A 17,532-nucleotide genomic window follows, 5' to 3' on the forward strand; every position below is an offset into this window, starting at 1 on the left:
CTCTACCCCGGACTCCCCGAGAGCGCCCCCGCGCTCCCCAACACGACGAACACTCCCACCAGTTGATCGGCTACACCATCACGCGGGACACGACCGCCAGTCAGTAGTGGGTGACCAGGCGTGCGAAGCACATGCGGAACGCCTCATCGGCATACCGCGGATCCGGCTGGTGGTCGAAGCGGACGGCGACGTGGCTGTCTTCGCAGTCGCACCGGTCCTTGGCGGCCTTGTGCCGGACCGCGGGACCGGGGTCGTGCAGCGGTCCTCCCTCGTGAAGGGTCGAAGATCCGGTTATCGGCTCTGGAGTGATCGGGGCAGCCCGAACCATGGGAGCACGCTGTTGTCGAATCGGGTCATGGCGCAGATCCGATCGCCGGTGAGAGTGAGGACGTAGAGGCCGACCCCGTGGCTGATGCCGTTCGGGTCACGAAGGTAGGCCCCGAATGCAGGCTGGCCGTTGGCTCGCGAGGGGACGAGGTCGAACCTGCGGCCGGCGCCGAACAGGCCGGCGCAGAAGCGGGCCACGACGTCCCGGCCCTGGTATTCGAAGGGCATCGGTGGCATCGACATGAAGACGTCGTCGGTCAGGAGGGCCACCAGCGCATCGATATCGGCGGACTCCCACGCGCGGACGAACTTCGCCACGATCGCGTCCTCGGCGGGTGAGCCGACGGGGGGAGAGGGCTGGTGGTCGGCGGTCTGCGGTCGGCGGCGCTGCAGGGTGGCGCGCGCTCGTTTGAGGGCGCTGTTGACCGATTCGACGGTCGAGTCCAGCATGTCGGCCACCTCGCTCGCCTGAAACCCCAGGACATCGCGCAGGACGAGGACGGCGAGCTGGCGGGGAGGCAGGACCTGAAGGGCGGTCACGAAGGCCAGCGAGATGGATTCGGTCTGCTCGTAGCGGGCCTCCGGGCCGAGCGGAACCTCGACCGCACCCTCCAGGAGGCCACCGGGAAACGGCTGCAGCCATACGACCTCGCCGAGCCGGGTCGGCTCGGGCGGTTCGACCCCTGGCACGTCCCACTCCTTGGCCGGGCGCCGACTGGCCGCGCGGCGCGCGTCGAGACACCGATGGGTGGCAATCCGGTACAGCCAGGTGCGCAGCGAGGCGCGTCCCTCGAACCCGCCGAGGCTTTGCCAGGCGGTCAGCAGCGTGTTCTGGAGGGCGTCCTCGGCGTCCTCGAAGGATCCGAGCATGCGATAGCAGTGCACCTGCAGCTCTCGAAGATAGGGCTCGGTCAGCTCCCGGAACGCCTGCCCGTCCCCGGCCCGCGCCCTTGCGAGCAGATCTGCTGCCGCCATCCTCACCGTCACCTTCTTCCCGCGCCTTGCCGCACTTCCATCCTGTACAGGCGCCGGCCGAGGGGCGAACTGGGCGGTCGGCGGGCGCCCAGTTTCCCAGCGTCGCGACGCCTGTACCTGCGTGGCCGACGACAACGCCGGCGCGAAGGAGGAGCGCAATGGGAAAGATCGTGATGAGCGGACCGCAGAACGTCTCGCTCGATGGAGTGGTCCAGGACCCGGACGGTCAGGAGGGCTTCGAACTGGGCGGCTGGTTCGTCCAGTTCGGGGGCAAGGATCTCGCAGAGTGGAACAAGGTCGCGCTCGAGGAGGCGCTACGCGCCGAGGCATGGCTGCTGGGGCGCAGGAGCTATGAGTTCTTCGGGGTGCGGTGGCAGCCACGGAGTGGAGAGCTTGCGGACCGGTTGAACAGCATGCCCAAGTACGTCGTGTCCTCGACCCTCGAGGAACCCGACTGGAACAACTCGACGGTTCTGAAGGGCGACGTTGTGACCGAGGTTTCGAAGCTGAAGCAGGAGCTGGACGGAGAAATCATCGTCCCTGCCAGCTATCGGCTCGGGCGTACGCTGATCGAGCACGACCTCGTCGACGAGGTGCGGCTGGTCGTCTTCCCGGTCGTGCTCGGGACCGGCGAACGATTCTTCGGCGAGGCCAGCGGCAAGAACGCCATGCGCTTGGTCGACACCAGGACCATCGGTGACGGCCTGGCCTTCCTCACCTACAAGTTCGTCCAAGACGCCTAGGGTCTGTTGCGAAGGTGCTGGTCACAGCCCCTCGTTCAGGACTGCTGCGACCAGCACGGTCGCCTCGTAGCGGACCGCGAGCTTGACGCCCCTGTGGAGGTCAGGCAGCAGCGCATCAAGGCCAGTCGTCCCGCGGGCCAGAACGCCGCCTGAGGCGGCACCCGATCATCCTCGCGGTAGTTACCTCGTGGCTACGGCCCGGTGGCGCCTGAGGCGGAATCCGATCCGGCTCGCGACCTGGCGCGCCTGGAGCGGCGCCCGGCCGGGCATCTCGTGGCGGACCACGACCGCTACGACGACCACAAACTCCGCGGCATCGCACAGGCCCAGGCCGCTGGGCGCATCAGACAGGGAGACCCCTTCGACGTGATGGCCATGGTCATCACCATGTCCATGGCCTGTCGCGAACGTGCGGGCCCAGCCCTCACCTGCCAGGCACTCGTCTTCACTCCCCGCTCGGTTGAAGGGCGAAGCGAGTGGCGCGACGAGTAGCCCTGGCCGATCCCAGGATCCACATCACGGCGCCGTCGCCGTGCGCGCCGCGTCCCGAGGGACGAGGCTCCCGCCCGTCAGTTACCGCGTACTGCGACGCACGTTCGACCACACCGGAATCACATCGCGCCAGACGTGGGCGACCGCGCACTGGACGAGGCCCGACGAACCGCCGACCCGGTACACCTGTTCGGCATCCATCTCGGCACCGCCGTCCGCTACGTCCACACCGCACGCGCTGACAAGGCGCTTCCCCGGATCCGCTGAGCCAGGCGGCGCTGTCCAGCCCGTCTGCAGTCCCCGCCCTGGTCGGCTTCGGCATGGCCGTGCGCGTGCAGGCTGACTTCCTCGGTGAGCCAGCGACAGTTGCGCGAGCGCCACAGCAGCCAGTTACAGATCCGCAATCCAGGGATGCCCCGGGTGTACGCGGTCGAGTAGTTCGGCCAGGGTCTCGCGCTGAGCTGGGGACATAAGAGGGAGAGCCGCGTCGAAGTCTGATTGATCTTTTCGGCGGGCGTGCTTGGCCTTGAAGAGCAAGACCAGTTCAGGCGCAAGATACGGGATGCCGTCTTGAGTGCGGTGGATGATGTCACCGTAGGGAAGCCGGATCCTCTCATCTCGCCGACAGATCCAGGTGTCACCGTCGTGCGGTTCGCGGAACACGTCGAGCAGGTAGTTGCCGGTGGCCGGATCGCGGACCCAGGTCTGATGCACTGCCGCCAGTGCGTCTGGTGCGGCGTCCTCCCAGACCCGGCCATTGCCGACAGCGTCGAAGACGTATCCGGGAAAACGGTGGCGGACCTTGGGAAAGCTGGCGGCCGGAATCGCGATCTCGATGTCGCCATGAGTGCGCGTCTGCCTGCCGTGGAACAGGTCCAGCGCCCAGCCCGCGGCCACGTACCAGGGTGTGCCGATCCCAGCCAGCCGCTGCGCGACCTCACTCGGGGTCCAGCATGAAGACCACCTGGCGTCCAGGGCCTCGATCTCGCCGGGTGACAATTCGATGCCGCCGCTGGGCAGTTGATCGCTCATCGGGTTTCCTCCGGGGATATTCCGTTCTTCAGGGCGGAGAGGCAGTGACGGGCGGGGCGGCTGCGCCGGGCTGACTCCGGTTCAGGTTCGGCCAAGACCACCCGGGCGATCCGCGACGAACCCCAACGAGCACTCCCCGTCCTGTACATCACCAACGATGCAGACACCCACGGAACTTGATCAAGCCAGGTCCTTCGGGGACATCGGTGTTCTGGAGTGTGGCGAAGTTATTCCTCTTCGCGCGCGGTGAGGACCCGCACCGCGTGCTGCGCCGACGCGTCCCCCAGTTCGGCGGCCCTGCGGAACCAGACAAGGGCCTCGTCCGACCGGTCCAGATCGATGATCAGCCGGCCCAGGGCGTACATACCGCCGGCGTTCCCGGCGTCGGCCGCTTTACGGAACCACTCCTCGGCCTCCACCTCGCGCTGCTGCCTCTGGTGCAGAATCCCCAGGTTCACCGCCGCACCGGAGAATCCCGCCGCGTGGGAGCGCGCGTAGAACCCGGCGGCCCGCTCGGTGTCACCTCGGTTCTCGGCCAGCTTGCCCATGAAGTCGAGCGCCCCGGGATGCTCCTTGGCCACTGCCCGGCGCAGCATCTCCTCGGCTTCCCGGTCGAGGCCCCGGCCGTGCCACAGGCCTGCCAGGGACACCTGCGCATCGAGGTCCCCCTGCTTCGCCGCCTGTTCGTAGTAGCGCTCGGCGAGGGAGAGTTCACCCGCCCGGTGGTGGTGGAGAGCCAGGTTGTACTGCGAGGGCGCGTGACCGCGCAGGGCCGCCTCGGCGTACCAGTGCAGCGCCTCGGCGACCGCGTTCCGATCCCCGCCGTAGCGATGCAGCGCGAGATTGTGCATGGCGCCGGCGTCTCCAGAGGCAGCAGCCCGGCGGTACCACGCGATCGCGTTGTCGAGGTCACCGAGATCGGCGTAGACGAGCCCCAGGTTGTACTGAGCGTTCACGCTGCCGGACACCGCCGCATGGAGGTACGCGTCACGCGCTTCCGTCAGTTTTCCCTGCTTGGCGAGAGCGACCCCACGCTTGAACCACTTCCGGGCACTCATCGAACCGCGTCTGCTCAAGACATCCCCGCCCTCGCCCCACGCATCAAGGACACAGGATGACACAAGCGTGCGAACGCGTGAAAGGGTACGCAGCGCGGTGCCGCAGCGCAGATTCTGGTCCCTCGCGCCTCGCGGCCTCGACCTCGACGGCAGCGCCTTCGGAGTCGAAAGCCGATGGGCTTGCTGCCCAGTTCCGCGAGTCGGGCGTAGAGGCCGCCGGGCCCTGTGTCGGGCTGGGTGATCGGTGTGCCGGGGACGAGGTCGGCAGGCAGGCAGGACGTGGCGAGCAGCAGGGGCTTGCCGTCGAGGCGCTCGCCCTCGCTCACGCCGGATCGACGATGAACACCGGCTCGTCTGCCGGGTGGACGAGAAGGAAGTGAACATCCTCGAGGTCCGCTACTACTGCTGAGGCCACGCCACCGTTCCACGTCGCGGTACACGCTGTCACGTCATCGGCCCGACCGGTACTCGTCCAGCAGCCGTCGGCCCGCGATCGTGATGGGGCGCTCGGGGCCCAGGCTGCGTTCCCGTCGTGCGACGCGTCGGTCATCGGGATTCCTCCGTGGATACCCCCGCCTTCAGGTGGGGGAGGAAACGGACTCCTGCGGAGCAGGGCAGGGAATGCCGATGCGCCGCCAGGGAGGTTCGGCTTTCACCGCCAACCAGCCGCAGGTAAGTGGTGGTTTGTGTGGCGTCTGGTCGGCGATGACCAAGCACGCCGGGGCTACCCCCGGGCTGGCGGGATGTCAGGTCTGTGGAGCTGGCGTAAGACTGCTGGGGCGCGGCTCGGGTCCGGGAGAACAGCTGCCGGGTCGCGCGCACGATCGGGTACTCCGGCCCGAAGCGTGGTGCATACGCCTCGGTGACCTGCCGGATCTCGCTGTCGGCCTCGTCGAACCGGCCCAGTGGGGGAAGATGCAACGGCAGGCACGGGACATTCTCGTGATCATCTGGCTTCGACACCAATGATCACGAACCCCGTGCCTGCTCTGCTGTCCGCCCCTACCAGCCGATCGTCAACCCTCCACGCACTCACGGAACCTGACGGAGCCCTGGGTGTGGCTGCCGACCGTTCCTTACCGCTCGGGGTCCCCGAGAGTGTGCAACTCCAGGTCCGGGCGGTGCGCCTGGGCCAGCAGGCGTAGTCAGGTGAACGGGCTGTCCCGTGCTGGGCGGCGGGTGTCTGTGCCGTGGGGACCAGCGGAACGGTCAGCATGGATGAGATTGATCTTGGTCGTGTGGCAGGTCACGCCTGCCGCTGAGGGCCTTCTTGACCTCGGCCCTCTCGGTCCGCGCGGCGGCTGCCTTCGCGAGTGGAGTGCTCCACTGCCCCTGGACGCCGACGGGCAGCTGCGCCGGCGTGACGGCCACGCTCACCCCTCCGTATCCCCGAACAGGCCGCGTTCCTGGGCCAGTAGGGCTATCTGGAACCGGGTCCGTGCGCCCAGTTGTCTGCCCAGATCGCTGATATGGGTCTGTACGGTCCGGCGGCTGAGTCGCAAGGCGCGTGCGATGGCGTCGTCCTTCATGCCGGCGGACATCAGGCGAAGGATGTCCCGCGTCCGACTGTGCAGAGTGGCCTCTTGTCTTTCGGGGCTCGCGGTGTGCGAGGCGGTGCGGCTTTCCAGTGAGAGGGGCACCGCACGCTCCCATACGCTCTCGAAGAGGGCGGTCAGTACTTCGAGCAGCGTTGAGGAGTGCACTACTAGTGAGCCCGCGGCGGGATCGTCTTTGCGTAGTGGCATGATCGCCGCGACGCGGTCAAAGATGACCAGTTTCATGGGGAGTCCGGGCAGTAGCCGCAGCTCTCCTTCTGTAGGGGCGCCCCGGAGAGCCGTTTCAAGGCATCCGTCGTCGGCGATTCCGTCGCTGTCGTAAACGGACCGCAGCCGGACTCCGGGACGGACCGTGGCGCCCGCAGCGGTGGACGTGTCCGTGGGGGCGATCCGTCGGGTCACATACGGCGGTCTCGCGAAATGCAGCACCTCGTGCCGGCTGCTGCGCAAAAGGTGGGCGTAGCGGGCGCCGACCTGTTCGTCGCTCTCGACGACCTCGAAGAGATCCGAGGCGATCTGCCGTCCGGGGGCCGTGCGATAGATCTCGTCGAGCTGTTCCGCGTACAGCTCCGCCCTGGCCAACTCCTGTCGTTTACGGGCCAGAAGGGCGCCCAGCGAGGAGCGGGGCGGGCCGGCGCTCCAGCGCGTGGGCTGTTCCCCGATGCGTACGGCCAGGAGTTCGGCCTCCAGGGATCGTAAGGCGGTCCGGGCCGCCGCGGCTGAGACGCCGGTTCCCGCCGCGACCGCGTCCTCGTCCGCGCCCGGATGGCTGACCAGGTACTCCAGTGCCTGCCGGGCGAGGGAGCCCAGACCGGTGCCTGCCCACAACGCGTCTGAGGAGGACACGTCCATCAGCGACTCCTCGGAAGATCGGAACTAGGTGCACGCCGATGCTACGCAAGTGCGCAACTGCGCGGGCCCGCAGCGGGTGGATCTTGTCAGGCCGGGGCGCCGAGGTCAGGATGATCGGAGGTCACACCGATACCCGACTGCGTGCAACCGACTGAAAACCAATTACCGTGAGGAATACGGCCCTACGCGTTTTTTGAGCGGTGGGCCCCTTTGGCGTGGGGATTTATTTCCGACCCCGGTCCAGGTCCTTTTTTGCACGAAACAGGCGCATGACATTTACATGTAACACACGGCCTATTGTCAATTGCCCTTCGAGGTACGCCAATTGATTGCGGCGAATGTGAACCGCCCGCATTCGCTGTCGACCGGGAACCACGTTCGAGTCGACCCAAGCAAGGCGAACCGAGGAGTAACCTTTTGCGTACCTCACCGAGAACCGGTTCGGTTTTACGTCGAAGAGCCGCCGCCTGCCTGACCCTGTTCAGCGCCGCCGCAATGACGGTTCTGGGCATACAGATCCCGGCCCACGCGGTGGCGCCGCCCGCTTCATCGGCTTCATCTGCCTCGTCGGCCAAGAAGAAAGTCGCCCTCGAGCCCTCCTGTGCCACCCCCAAGAGGGGCGAGGCCGCGTGCTTCGCCCTGCGTCGCACCGACACCAAGGCCGTCAAGGGCCTGCTGTCCGCCTCCGTCACCCCCAGCGGCTACGGCGCCGCCGACCTGCAGAGCGCCTACAGCCTTCCCGCCGACGGCGGTGCGGGGCAGACGATCGCCATCGTCGACGCCTATGACGACCCCAGCGCCGAGGCAGACCTGGCCGTCTACCGCGAGCAGTACGGACTGCCGGCCTGCACCACGGCAAACGGCTGCTTCACCAAGGTCGACCAGCGCGGCGGCACCAACTACCCGGCGCCCGACGCCGGCTGGGCCGGTGAGATCTCCCTCGACCTGGACATGGTCTCCGCGGCCGCGCCGAACGCGCACATCCTGCTCGTCGAGGCGGACCAGCCGAGCTTCGAGGACCTGGGGGCGGCCGTCGACCAGGCGGTGGCGCTCGGCGCCAAGTACGTCTCCAACTCCTACGGCACCAACTACAGCAGCACTCCGGGAAGCGGCGAGACCCCCGACGAGACGACGTACGACGCCCATTACAACCATCCCGGTGTCGCCGTGGTCGCCTCCTCGGGCGACAGCGACTACGGGGTGGCCTACCCCGCCGTCTCGCCCTACGTGACCTCCGTCGGCGGCACCTCGCTGGTGCGGGCCTCCGGCACCGCACGCGGCTGGTCCGAGTCGGTCTGGAACCGCAATGGCCTGGGCCCGGGATCCGGCTGCTCCCTCTACGAGCCCAAGCCGGCCTTCCAGACGGACACCGGATGTGACAAGCGCACCGTCGCCGACGTCTCCGCCGTGGCCGACCCGGCCACCGGCGTCGCGGTCTACCAGACCTACGGCGGTGGCGGCTGGCAGGTGTACGGCGGCACCAGCGCCTCCTCACCGATCATCGCCGGTGTGTACGCGGCCGCCGGGACCCCCGTCGCGGGCACGTACCCCAACTCCTACCCGTACGCCTCCGGGACCGGTCTCAATGACGTGACCGCCGGTGACAACGGCACCTGCACCCCCGCGTACCTGTGCACCGCCGGTGCCGGCTACGACGGTCCGACCGGCCTGGGCACCCCCGACGGGCTGGCCGCGTTCCGCAGCGGCCCGCACGGGAAGCTCTCCGGCACCGTCACCGACGACAGCACCGGCAAGCCGGTCGCCGGAGCCACCGTCACCACCCAGGGCGGCGGCACCGCACACACCGCTGCCGACGGGACCTACTCGCTCGTCCTGCCGGTCGGCAGCTACGACATCACCGTCGAAGCGTACGGCTACTCACCCCGCACCGCCTCGGGTGTGTCCCTCGGCGACGGCGACGCCCTCACCAAGAACTTCGCCCTGACCCCGGTCCCGAGCCGGACGGTCTCCGGCAAGGTCACCGACGGCTCCGGCCACGGCTGGCCGCTCTACGCCAAGATCACCGCGGACGGCGTCCCCGGCGGCCCGGTGTGGACCGACCCGCTCACCGGCGCCTTCGACCTGAAGCTGCCCCAGGGCCACGACTACACCCTGCACGTGGTCAGCGCCTCTCCCGGCTACACATCGCCCACCAAGAAGATCACCGTCGCGGCCTCCGACCAGAGTCTGAACGTCGCGGTTCCGGTCGACCCGTGGGCGGCCACCGTGCCCGCCGGCTACTCGGTACGGGACGAAGGCACCACCGAGCCGTTCGACTCGACCGACTCCGCCCCGAAGGGCTGGAGGGTGGTCAACGCCGACGGGACGACCGGCGGCTGGACCTTCGACGACCCGGGCTCGCGCTCCAACACCACCGGCGGCGACGGCGGGTTCGCCATCGTCGACAGCGACCACTACGGCGGCGGGGTACACCAGGACTCGCAACTGCTCAGCCCCGTATACGACTTCACCGACGACTCCGCACCCGAGATCGCCTTCGCCAACGACTACTGGGCCAGCGGGGGCCAGAGCGCGGACGTCGACGCGACCACGGACGGCGGCGCGACCTGGACCACACTCTGGTCCGCAACCGGCACCACCTTCGGCGCGCAGAAGGTCGAACTCCCGCTGACCGACTACGCCGGCAAGGCATCGGTGCAACTCCGCTTCCACTTCACCGGATCCTTCGGCTGGTGGTGGAAGGTTGACAACGTTTTCATCGGTGATCGCCACGTCACGTCCCTCCCCGGCGGTCTGCTCACCGGCACCGTGACCGATGCCAACACCTCCACGGGTCTGGTCGGCGCCACCGTGACGAACAAGGACGACAGCAAGCAGAGCGCCGTCACGTTCGCCACCCCCGACGACCCCGCCCTGGGCGACGGCGTCTACACCCTGTTCTCCTCCCTCGGCAGCCACGGCTTCACCGCGGCGAAGCCGCACTACACCGGGCTCGACAAGACGGTGAAGGTGCGGGCCGACAGCGCCGTCGGCGCGGACTTCGCACTCGGCGCCGGGCAGGTGACGCTGGACAAGACCTCCATCACCGCGTCGCTCGGATGGGGCGAGCAGACCACCAAGACCCTGACCGTCAAGAACACCGGCACGGCACCCGCCACCGTCAAACTCGGGGAACAGCCCGGCGGGTTCAGCATGGCGGCCGCGGGCGGCGCCCCGCTGAAGCGCGTCAAGGGCACGTACTCCCCGCTGTCGAGCAAGGCCGCCGCGTCCGCCGCGGGCACCACCGCCAAGGTGGTCCCGGGAGCCGCCGGTGACGCCTGGCAGGCAGCAGCCGACCTTCCGGTGAAGCTGATGGACAACGCCGTCGCCACCGACGACGGCAAGGTCTACTCCGCATTCGGCTTCAACGGCGCCGCCGACACCAAGGACATGTACGTCCTCGATCCGGTCGCCGGCACCTGGACCAAGCGGGCCGCTGCGGCGGACACCCGGGAGGATCCCGCCCACGGCTTCATCGACGGCAAGTTCTACGCCGTCGGCGGCTGGGGACCCAGCGGCGCCCCCGACTCCAAGCTGGAGATCTACGACCCGGGAAGCGACACCTGGACCACCGGCGCCGCCTCGCCCAAGCCCTACGCGGGCTCCGGCAGCGCCGTCCTCGACGGCAAGCTCTACGTGGTCGGCGGCTGCGGGGCCGACTCCTGCGGCTCCACCGATGTCACCGTCTACGACGCCGCCGCCGACAGCTGGTCCACACTGGCCGCCTACCCGGAGCAGATCTCCTGGAGTTCCTGCGCCGGCATCGGCGGCAAGCTCTACTGCGCGGGCGGGTTCAACGGCAGCAGCGAGGTCAAGCACTCCTACGTCTACGACCCCGCCGCCAACACCTGGTCACAGGTCGCCGACCTGCCGATCACCCTCTGGGGCGCCGCGTACACCTCCGCCAACGGTCTGCTCGTCACCGCGGGCGGCGTGACCGGGAACAGCATCACCAACCAGGGCTTCTCCTTCGACCCGCAGGCCGGCACCTGGACCGCCCTGCCCAACGCCGACACCGCCACCTACCGCGGCGGAGGCGGGCTGGGCTTCTTCAAGGTCGGCGGCGGCGTCGCGCTCGCGACTCCCGGAACGACCGTGGAGGTGCTGCCGGGTTACGACCAGGGAGAGGCGAGGGAGGTCAGCTGGCTGAGCGAAAGCACGCAGCAGCTCACTCTCAAGCCCGGTAAGAGCTCGAAGGTGACAATCACCCTGGACGCCTCCGTGGCCGAGGTGACCCAGCCAGGAGACTTCACCGCCCAGCTCTCCTTCAGCACCGACACTCCCTACTCCGTGCCCAGGCTCCCCGTGGAGATGCATGTCGCCCCGCCCAGCACCTGGGGCAAGATCACCGGGACGGTGCTGGGGGCGACCGCCGCCGGCGGCACCGCGCCGATCGCCGGAGCCACCGTCCAGATCGACACCTGGGCCACGAGCTACACGCTCACGACGGACGCCGACGGCGGGTACGCCCTGTGGCTCGACGTCCGCAACAACCCGCTCTCCGTCATAGCCGCCAAGGACGGTTTCCAGCCCACCGTCGCGACCGTGACGATCAAGAAGAAGTCCACCGTCATCAAGAACTTCACCCTCAAGAGAAAGTAGGCAGCACTGGCCGAAGGCCGGGGCGGCGCGCTCCCGAACGGGGCCTGCCCACCCCGGCCTTCCGGCCGTCGGCGTTCACGGCCTTGGCGGTCCAGACGGGCCGGCCGCTCGCCGTCGACCGGAACGCCCACGGTCAGCCCCACGAACACCGTCACAACCCCCGGAGCCCGACGGCCGGCCATGTTCGGGCGACGCCAACGCCGTGTACCGCCTCGCCGTGCGCGGGGGAGAGAGAAGGCCGGGGAGCAGGAGAGACGCCGAAACCATGGCACGGCAGGCCGCTGACTACGGTGACGTCTCCGCCCTGTACCGCATGGCCAAGGGGCGAGAGAGATCCGGGGACAGGGAACGCACCGAGGGTCTGTCGCGGGACCGCGAGAGCACCCAAGTTGGCGTCCTCGATGTCGTCATAGCCGACGACCGCGACGTCCTCCGGGACGCCCGGGCTTCGGGCGGCGAGCGTGTGCAGGGCGCCAAGGGCGATCAGGTCGCCTGAGCAGAACACCTCGTACCCTCGCGCACGGGCACGCCGGCCTGCTCGTGGGCCAGACGGAAGCCCAGGGTGCGCAGCTGGGCGGCCTCGCCGGAGCGGTACGGCTGGCCGCCGATGGCGGCGACGCGGCGTCTGCCGAGGCCGAGGAGGTGCTCGGCGGCCTCTTTGGAGGCGGCGATGTCATCGATACCGATGTGGTCGAAGCCGCCGTCGCTGACCCGTTCACCGAGTACGACTAGCGGGAGGCTCGTGTCGCCGCTCGGACAGGTCGGGCCGGGCCAGACCCAGCGGGGCTGAAGATGACGCCGTCGAAGAGCAGGTGCTGGGAGCCGCGGGCGAGGAACGTCGCTGGCAGCGCCTTGAAATTCCGCAACACTCCCTCAACGAGAGGACAGCCGCGCTCGCGCGATTTCCCCACTGCTGATGGCGAGGCACCTGGGGTCGACTCTTTGGGTACGAGCTTGCGGCAGATAAGTACGTCTACGTCACCTTCTGCAGGAGAAGGTACCAAGGGTGAGCGGGCTTGCCGTGATCGATGCAAGTAGTAAAACCGTTACCTCGACTGTGTCGACGGCATCGCCATCGGGATTTTTGCGAGCCCTGGCGGGCAATTGCTTACGTGGCCAAGATTGCGCCGACGCACAGCGCAGGAGTCATCTGACCTGGCGCGCGGACAGTCAATCCGGTGGTCAGAGGATGGCTGAACTACTAGTGGCGTTTCTACCGCTCGGCCCTGTATCCGCTGCTCGACCGCAACAATAACGACTTGCTGCGGTGGATCCAGAACAAGTACCGGGTCGGGACGGAAAAGGCCCTGAACGACAAGAGCCGTATGACGGGAGACTGTCACATACAGTGCCGTGGGAGCGCGGGCGTGAGATTCACCCGGGCGACCCGAATATTAGAGTGCACCTGATTTCAAAATACAGGTTCGGCGAGTCTTTGAAATGGTGTATCAGGTCGTGCGGCGTTCCTCTTTGAGCCCCGCTCTTCCCGCTGACGCCGGCGATGTGGTGACGAGCCGGCCAGTGCAAACCCTTCAGTTGACAGGTGAAGGCACGGTCTGGGCTCTGTTGCGTGATCTGCCAGGCTGTGGCCGTTTTTGAGGTGTCGGGTGAGGTGGCTCGTCGAGTGCAACGGCATTGATACCTATACTCACGGCGGGGCTCAATGGCAGTGTCACCATGCGGTGATCTGGACGCTTAAATAAGAGGTCGGACGACCCGGTTCCCATTTACTACAGAATTTGTCCGAATTGTGGGCAGTGTGTCTATTGGGTCATGTGCGCCGTGCCGGGCTGTAAATCTTTAATCTGCCCGTAAGAAAGCTGACACACTTCCCGATGGGGCAGGGGGTCATCCTCATTGTGTGACGCATTTCACCGGGCTCATGTGGGGTGGCGTGATGGGGTTGGCTCGCGTGGAGCCAGCCTGGGCCGAATCCTGCGTTCGTCGCGATGATCGGCTGTCCGGAGCTCCCGATGGGAAACGGCAAGATCAATAACCGTTGACAGGACCGATCGCCCGGTATTTTAATGTCGAAGTCATTCAAGGGACATCGATGTCCCTGATGTCGACACTCGTCTTGCAGGGGGAACGAACGAGTATGGCTATGGCCGGCATGCCTGAAAGCTGCCTTGACCTCCCGAGGGGCCGAGAACCCTCATACGAACTGCCCGAGCGGATCAGGTTACTTGGCGAACTGCGCAGGATGTTTGAAGGGAGTCGGGGTGGTAAAGGCAGGGTTGCGATCGTCTATGGACCCGTGGGGTGCGGCAAGACGGAGTTGCTGAACGACTTCGCTGCTTATGTGGAGGCCTGTGAAGGGCTCTATCTCGGAGCGATCGCTTCCCGGGCGGAGCAGACGGTGCCCTTCGGGCTGCTCGCTCATCTGCTTCACGGCGACAAGGTCGATCCTCTTTTGCGGGAGAAGGTCGAGCGGTGTGCTGCCGAGGCACAGTCCGAATCGACCGATCGGGATGGCGCGGGTGGGTCTGGTGGTGATGTGCCGCCGCAGATCTTCCACGAGATGTGTATGACGCTGCTGGCCGTCATCGAGCAGACGCAGAAACCTGTGGTGCTCGGCATCGACGACGTGCACTACGCCGACGCGGCGTCACTCCGCTGCCTGTCGTATGTCGTTCGCAGGCTTCGGTCGTCACGACTCCTCGTCGTGTTGAACGAATCTCCCCACTCCCGGCGACTGGCGACGTTGCCCGAAGCCGAGTTGCCTGCCGAGCCGCTCGTACGTTTCCTGAAGCTGCCGTTGCTGTCTCCTCAAGGCGTCGAGGAAGTGATGGCCCTTCATCTGGGGCGCCCGGCGGCTGAGCTGCTCGCAGCCGACGCCTTCGGGGTCACCGGAGGCAATACCGCGCTGCTTCACGGGCTTGTCGAGGACAACCGCACCACGGTGGAAGCCCACGTACCGCAGCTCCGGATGGCGGACGGATTCGGCCAGGCCCTGATCAGCTGCCTCTTCCGATGTGAACCCGAGGTCCTGCACGTCGCCCACCAACTGGCAGTGCTCGATGACGCTCCCTCGGTTTCGTTGCTCGCTCAACTCGTGGGCATGGACCAGGAGACCACCGCCCAGGCCCTTGATCTCTTGCGCGAGACCGGGATCGTCTCCGGGGGAACGTTTCGGCACTCGTATGCCAAGAGTGTGCTGCTGAGCGCCATGACGTCGTTGCAGCGGGCCGATCTCCAGGTCCACACCGCAAATGTCCTCTTCAAGAACGGCTTTCCCGCCATGACCGTGGCGGGGCACCTCCTGGGAGCCAGCCGCGTCGACACTGACTGTGCGATTCCGATCCTCCACGAGGCGGCCCAGCAAGCGCTGGACGAAAGGAATGCCGACTTTGCGGTGGACTGCCTGCGAATGGCGCTCAAGTACGACACCGACGAGCGGCGCAGGGCGACCACCACGGCGATGATCGTGCGGGCCACTTGGCGCCGGGAACCCTATGCCGCATATCGACTGGTCGGCGGCTTGATCGAGGAAGCGCGGGCGGGTCATCTCCCGGGATGGCACGTCACCTCTGTCATCGACGCGCTGATCTGGTTCGGACGTCCCGAGGAAGCGAACGAGCTGCTGGTACGCGGCTTCGAGGCGGCTGTTGAGGCGCACGACATGGTGGCGGCCTCCCATCTCGAGGCATCGAAGGCCTGGTTGGAGACGATCTATCCGCGCCGCGGGAACGGACGGGCGTCAGGCGTTCCCGACGCCGACGAAATGGTCTCCAGCGGCGTTTCGCCGGAAGCCTGGGCCACGGGACGCGCGGCTGCAATACTCCGCCGCAACCTCACCGCGGCACCCGATGCCAGGCGGCTGAACGAGGCACGGCAAGATCTGCGGCACTACGACCTCTCCGAGGGCACGGCACCGCTTCTGATGGTTGCTCTGTACACCCTGATGTACGGGGAGCAGCTGCAGGATGCGCAGGAGCGGGCCCAGGAGCTGATCTCCCACGCCCGGCAGGCTTGCTTCACCCTGTGGCACGCCATGTTCCGTGCGGCACGCGCCGAGATCCTCCTCCGCCAGGGTGAGCCGGCGGCTGCCGAACGCGAGGTCGAGCAGGCGCTGACACTGCTTCCGGCGCGGAACTGGGGCATCATGCTCGGCCTTCCAGTGAGTACCGTGCTGCACGCCAACACCTTGACGGGGCATGTCAGCGCAGTGGTGGAAGAAGCCCAGTCCGCGATGCCCCAGGTCATCTTCGAAACGCCCTTCGGCATGCGTCTGCTGCGAGCTCGCGGTCATCGGTATCTCGCGTCGGGCCAGGTCTCGGCGGCGCTCGACGACTTCCAGGCTGCTGGAGAGGTGGCCGAGCGGCTGGGGCTGGACAATCCGGTCATGATTCCGTGGCGATCGAGTGCGGCGCAGGCCCTCATACGTCTCGGAGACCGCAAACAGGCCCAGATCCTTCTCGCCGAACAGATGCGCAAGTGCGGCCCCGAGTATCCGCGCATCCACGCCGAGACGTTGAGGGTGCTGGCCGCCACCAACACGGTGTCCGAGCGTCCCCGGCTGCTCACCAAGGCCTCTGAGTACCTGCAGATGTGCGAGGCGCCACTTGAACTGTCGTTTGTGCTCCATGATCTCGGATGGGCCTGGCAGGAACAGGGGCAGTACAGCAAGGGGCGGCAGATACTGCGCCGAGCCGGTCTGATGGCCGAGCGCCGGGGAGTGCTGATCCCCTCGCCGATCGCGGCGCGATCGGCTGCGGAGGACGAGCAGAGTCGAGGTCTCCAGCCGCCGGACGGCGGCGTACGTGCCACCGAGGCTCTCAGCGACGCCGAGATGAGGGTTGCTCAGCTTGCTGTCGCCGGTAACAGCAACCGGCAGATCGCGAGCCGGCTGTTTGTGACGGTGAGCACCGTCGAGCAGCACCTCACGCGGGTCTACCGCAAGCTCAACATAAGGCGACGGACGGATCTCGTCGGCGCGCTGCAGGCGGTCGAACCGACGGAACACGAGCGACTGGCCAGCTAGTAGGAACGGCAGGGGGCCTCCGGGAGCGGGCACCACTTCTGTCTCGGAGGCCTCGTCGTTCACCACAGGGTGTCCATGATTGCCCTGGCCACAGCCGCGGTGTGTCCGTCCAGATAGAAGTGGCCACCGTCGAACACCCGGAAGTCGCTGTCTTTGGTGGTGTGGGCTGCCCAGGCACGGAACTCCGGCATCGACGCGACCGGGTCCGCTTCTCCGGCGAAGACCGAAATGGGGCAGGTCAGCCGGGCGTTGACCGGTACGGGGGTGTAGGTCTCCACTGCCCGGTAATCCGCCCTGACGACGGGGAGTACCAGGGCGCGCAGGTCGTCGTCGGTGAGGAGGGCGTTCGCCGTGCCGCCCAGGCGAGTCAGTTCCGCGATCAGACCCGCGTCGTCGCGCAGATGGACCCGTTCGTCCCGCGCGACGGACGGGGCACGCCGGGCCGAGGCGAACAGCCGTACCGGCCCCTGCGTGGTCAACTGCTCGAAGCGGCGGGCCACTTCGAAGGCGACCACGGCACCAAGGCTGTGACCGAAGAAGGCGAACGGCCCGTCGAGAGCGTGGCGCAGGGCCGCGAAGGCGCCATCGGCGAGTGCCGGAACGCTGTCGAGAAGAGGTTCGTGGCGCCGGTCGTGCCGACCCGGGTACTGCACGCACAGTGCTTCGACGCGCGGCGCGAGCGACTGCGCCAACGGCCGGAAGTACGCCGCCGACCCGCCGGCGTGCGGGAAACAGACCAGTCGCAGTTCGCTGTCGTCCGCTTCCACGAAACGGCGTGTCCAAGAGCGCCCGCTTTCCGCGCTGAGCCGCATGACATCAACCTCATGGTGCTGGGCTGCTGGGACTGAACTCGGAATGGTCCGAACTTCCGGCATGTGCCAGGTCTGCGGGGCAGGGCCGTGGCCGGTCGG

Annotated in this window: 12 protein-coding genes and 1 pseudogene; 7 read left to right on the forward strand and 6 right to left on the reverse strand. The window is 67.4% G+C overall.

All coding sequences use genetic code 11. From position 1 onward, the window contains the following. Positions 1–291 precede the first annotated feature (291 nt). The gene (locus ACWCQ1_RS47490; protein ID WP_451029537.1) at positions 292–1,302 is read right to left on the reverse strand and encodes a sigma-70 family RNA polymerase sigma factor; all 1,011 of its coding nucleotides are present in this window, start codon (positions 1,300–1,302) and stop codon (positions 292–294) included. A gap of 158 nt (positions 1,303–1,460) precedes the next feature. Between ACWCQ1_RS47490 and ACWCQ1_RS47495 the strand changes: the two genes are divergently transcribed. The 3 genes and pseudogenes from ACWCQ1_RS47495 to ACWCQ1_RS47505 all read left to right on the forward strand — a co-directional run bounded on the left by ACWCQ1_RS47495 (position 1,461) and on the right by ACWCQ1_RS47505 (position 2,804). Next, positions 1,461–2,045, forward strand: a complete 585-nt coding sequence (locus ACWCQ1_RS47495) for a dihydrofolate reductase family protein (RefSeq protein WP_451029538.1) — start codon at positions 1,461–1,463, stop codon at positions 2,043–2,045. A 211-nt stretch (positions 2,046–2,256) separates the two neighbouring features. Further along, a pseudogene (locus ACWCQ1_RS47500) lies at positions 2,257–2,444 on the forward strand (TetR/AcrR family transcriptional regulator); the annotation flags it as partial. A gap of 228 nt (positions 2,445–2,672) precedes the next feature. Beyond that, positions 2,673–2,804: a hypothetical protein gene (locus tag ACWCQ1_RS47505; protein ID WP_358611746.1), complete on the forward strand. Its 132-nt coding sequence runs from the start codon at positions 2,673–2,675 to the stop codon at positions 2,802–2,804. Positions 2,805–2,927: 123 nt separating this feature from the next. Here the strand turns inward: ACWCQ1_RS47505 and ACWCQ1_RS47510 are convergent, their stop codons facing one another. After that, positions 2,928–3,569, reverse strand: a complete 642-nt coding sequence (locus ACWCQ1_RS47510; RefSeq protein ID WP_451029539.1) for a nucleotidyltransferase domain-containing protein — start codon at positions 3,567–3,569, stop codon at positions 2,928–2,930. Positions 3,570–3,796: 227 nt separating this feature from the next. Continuing rightward, a complete protein-coding gene (locus tag ACWCQ1_RS47515; protein WP_451029540.1) occupies positions 3,797–4,627 on the reverse strand; it encodes an SEL1-like repeat protein in 831 nt (276 codons plus the stop codon). A gap of 244 nt (positions 4,628–4,871) precedes the next feature. Here ACWCQ1_RS47515 and ACWCQ1_RS47520 point away from each other — a divergent pair, with 244 nt between their 5' ends. Beyond that, positions 4,872–5,036, forward strand: coding sequence for a type II toxin-antitoxin system YoeB family toxin (locus ACWCQ1_RS47520; protein ID WP_451029541.1), 165 nt, complete (start codon positions 4,872–4,874; stop codon positions 5,034–5,036). A 964-nt stretch (positions 5,037–6,000) separates the two neighbouring features. Here the strand turns inward: ACWCQ1_RS47520 and ACWCQ1_RS47525 are convergent. Continuing rightward, positions 6,001–7,035 carry a helix-turn-helix transcriptional regulator gene (locus ACWCQ1_RS47525; protein ID WP_133050063.1) on the reverse strand — a complete coding sequence of 345 codons (1,035 nt, stop codon included), beginning with the start codon at positions 7,033–7,035 and terminating at the stop codon, positions 6,001–6,003. Positions 7,036–7,530: 495 nt separating this feature from the next. On the opposite strand from ACWCQ1_RS47525, the gene ACWCQ1_RS47530 reads away from it, so the two are divergent. Beyond that, complete coding sequence (locus ACWCQ1_RS47530) at positions 7,531–11,637, forward strand: carboxypeptidase regulatory-like domain-containing protein (RefSeq protein ID WP_451029542.1); 4,107 nt, start codon at positions 7,531–7,533, stop codon at positions 11,635–11,637. A 151-nt stretch (positions 11,638–11,788) separates the two neighbouring features. On the opposite strand, the gene ACWCQ1_RS47535 is transcribed toward ACWCQ1_RS47530, so the two are convergent. Continuing rightward, entirely contained in the window at positions 11,789–12,142 is a 354-nt protein-coding gene (locus tag ACWCQ1_RS47535; RefSeq protein ID WP_451029543.1) for a hypothetical protein, read from the reverse strand. A gap of 35 nt (positions 12,143–12,177) precedes the next feature. Between ACWCQ1_RS47535 and ACWCQ1_RS47540 the strand changes: the two genes are divergently transcribed. After that, a complete protein-coding gene (locus tag ACWCQ1_RS47540; RefSeq protein WP_207930083.1) occupies positions 12,178–12,369 on the forward strand; it encodes a hypothetical protein in 192 nt (63 codons plus the stop codon). Between the two features lie 1,381 nt (positions 12,370–13,750). After that, a complete protein-coding gene (locus tag ACWCQ1_RS47545) occupies positions 13,751–16,621 on the forward strand; it encodes an AAA family ATPase (protein ID WP_451029549.1) in 2,871 nt (956 codons plus the stop codon). 59 nt (positions 16,622–16,680) lie between these two features. On the opposite strand, the gene ACWCQ1_RS47550 is transcribed toward ACWCQ1_RS47545, so the two are convergent. Then, the gene (locus ACWCQ1_RS47550) at positions 16,681–17,388 is read right to left on the reverse strand and encodes a thioesterase II family protein (RefSeq protein WP_451029544.1); all 708 of its coding nucleotides are present in this window, start codon (positions 17,386–17,388) and stop codon (positions 16,681–16,683) included. Between the last annotated feature and the right edge of the window lie 144 nt (positions 17,389–17,532).

This window comes from Streptomyces sp. NPDC002144, assembly GCF_053593695.1.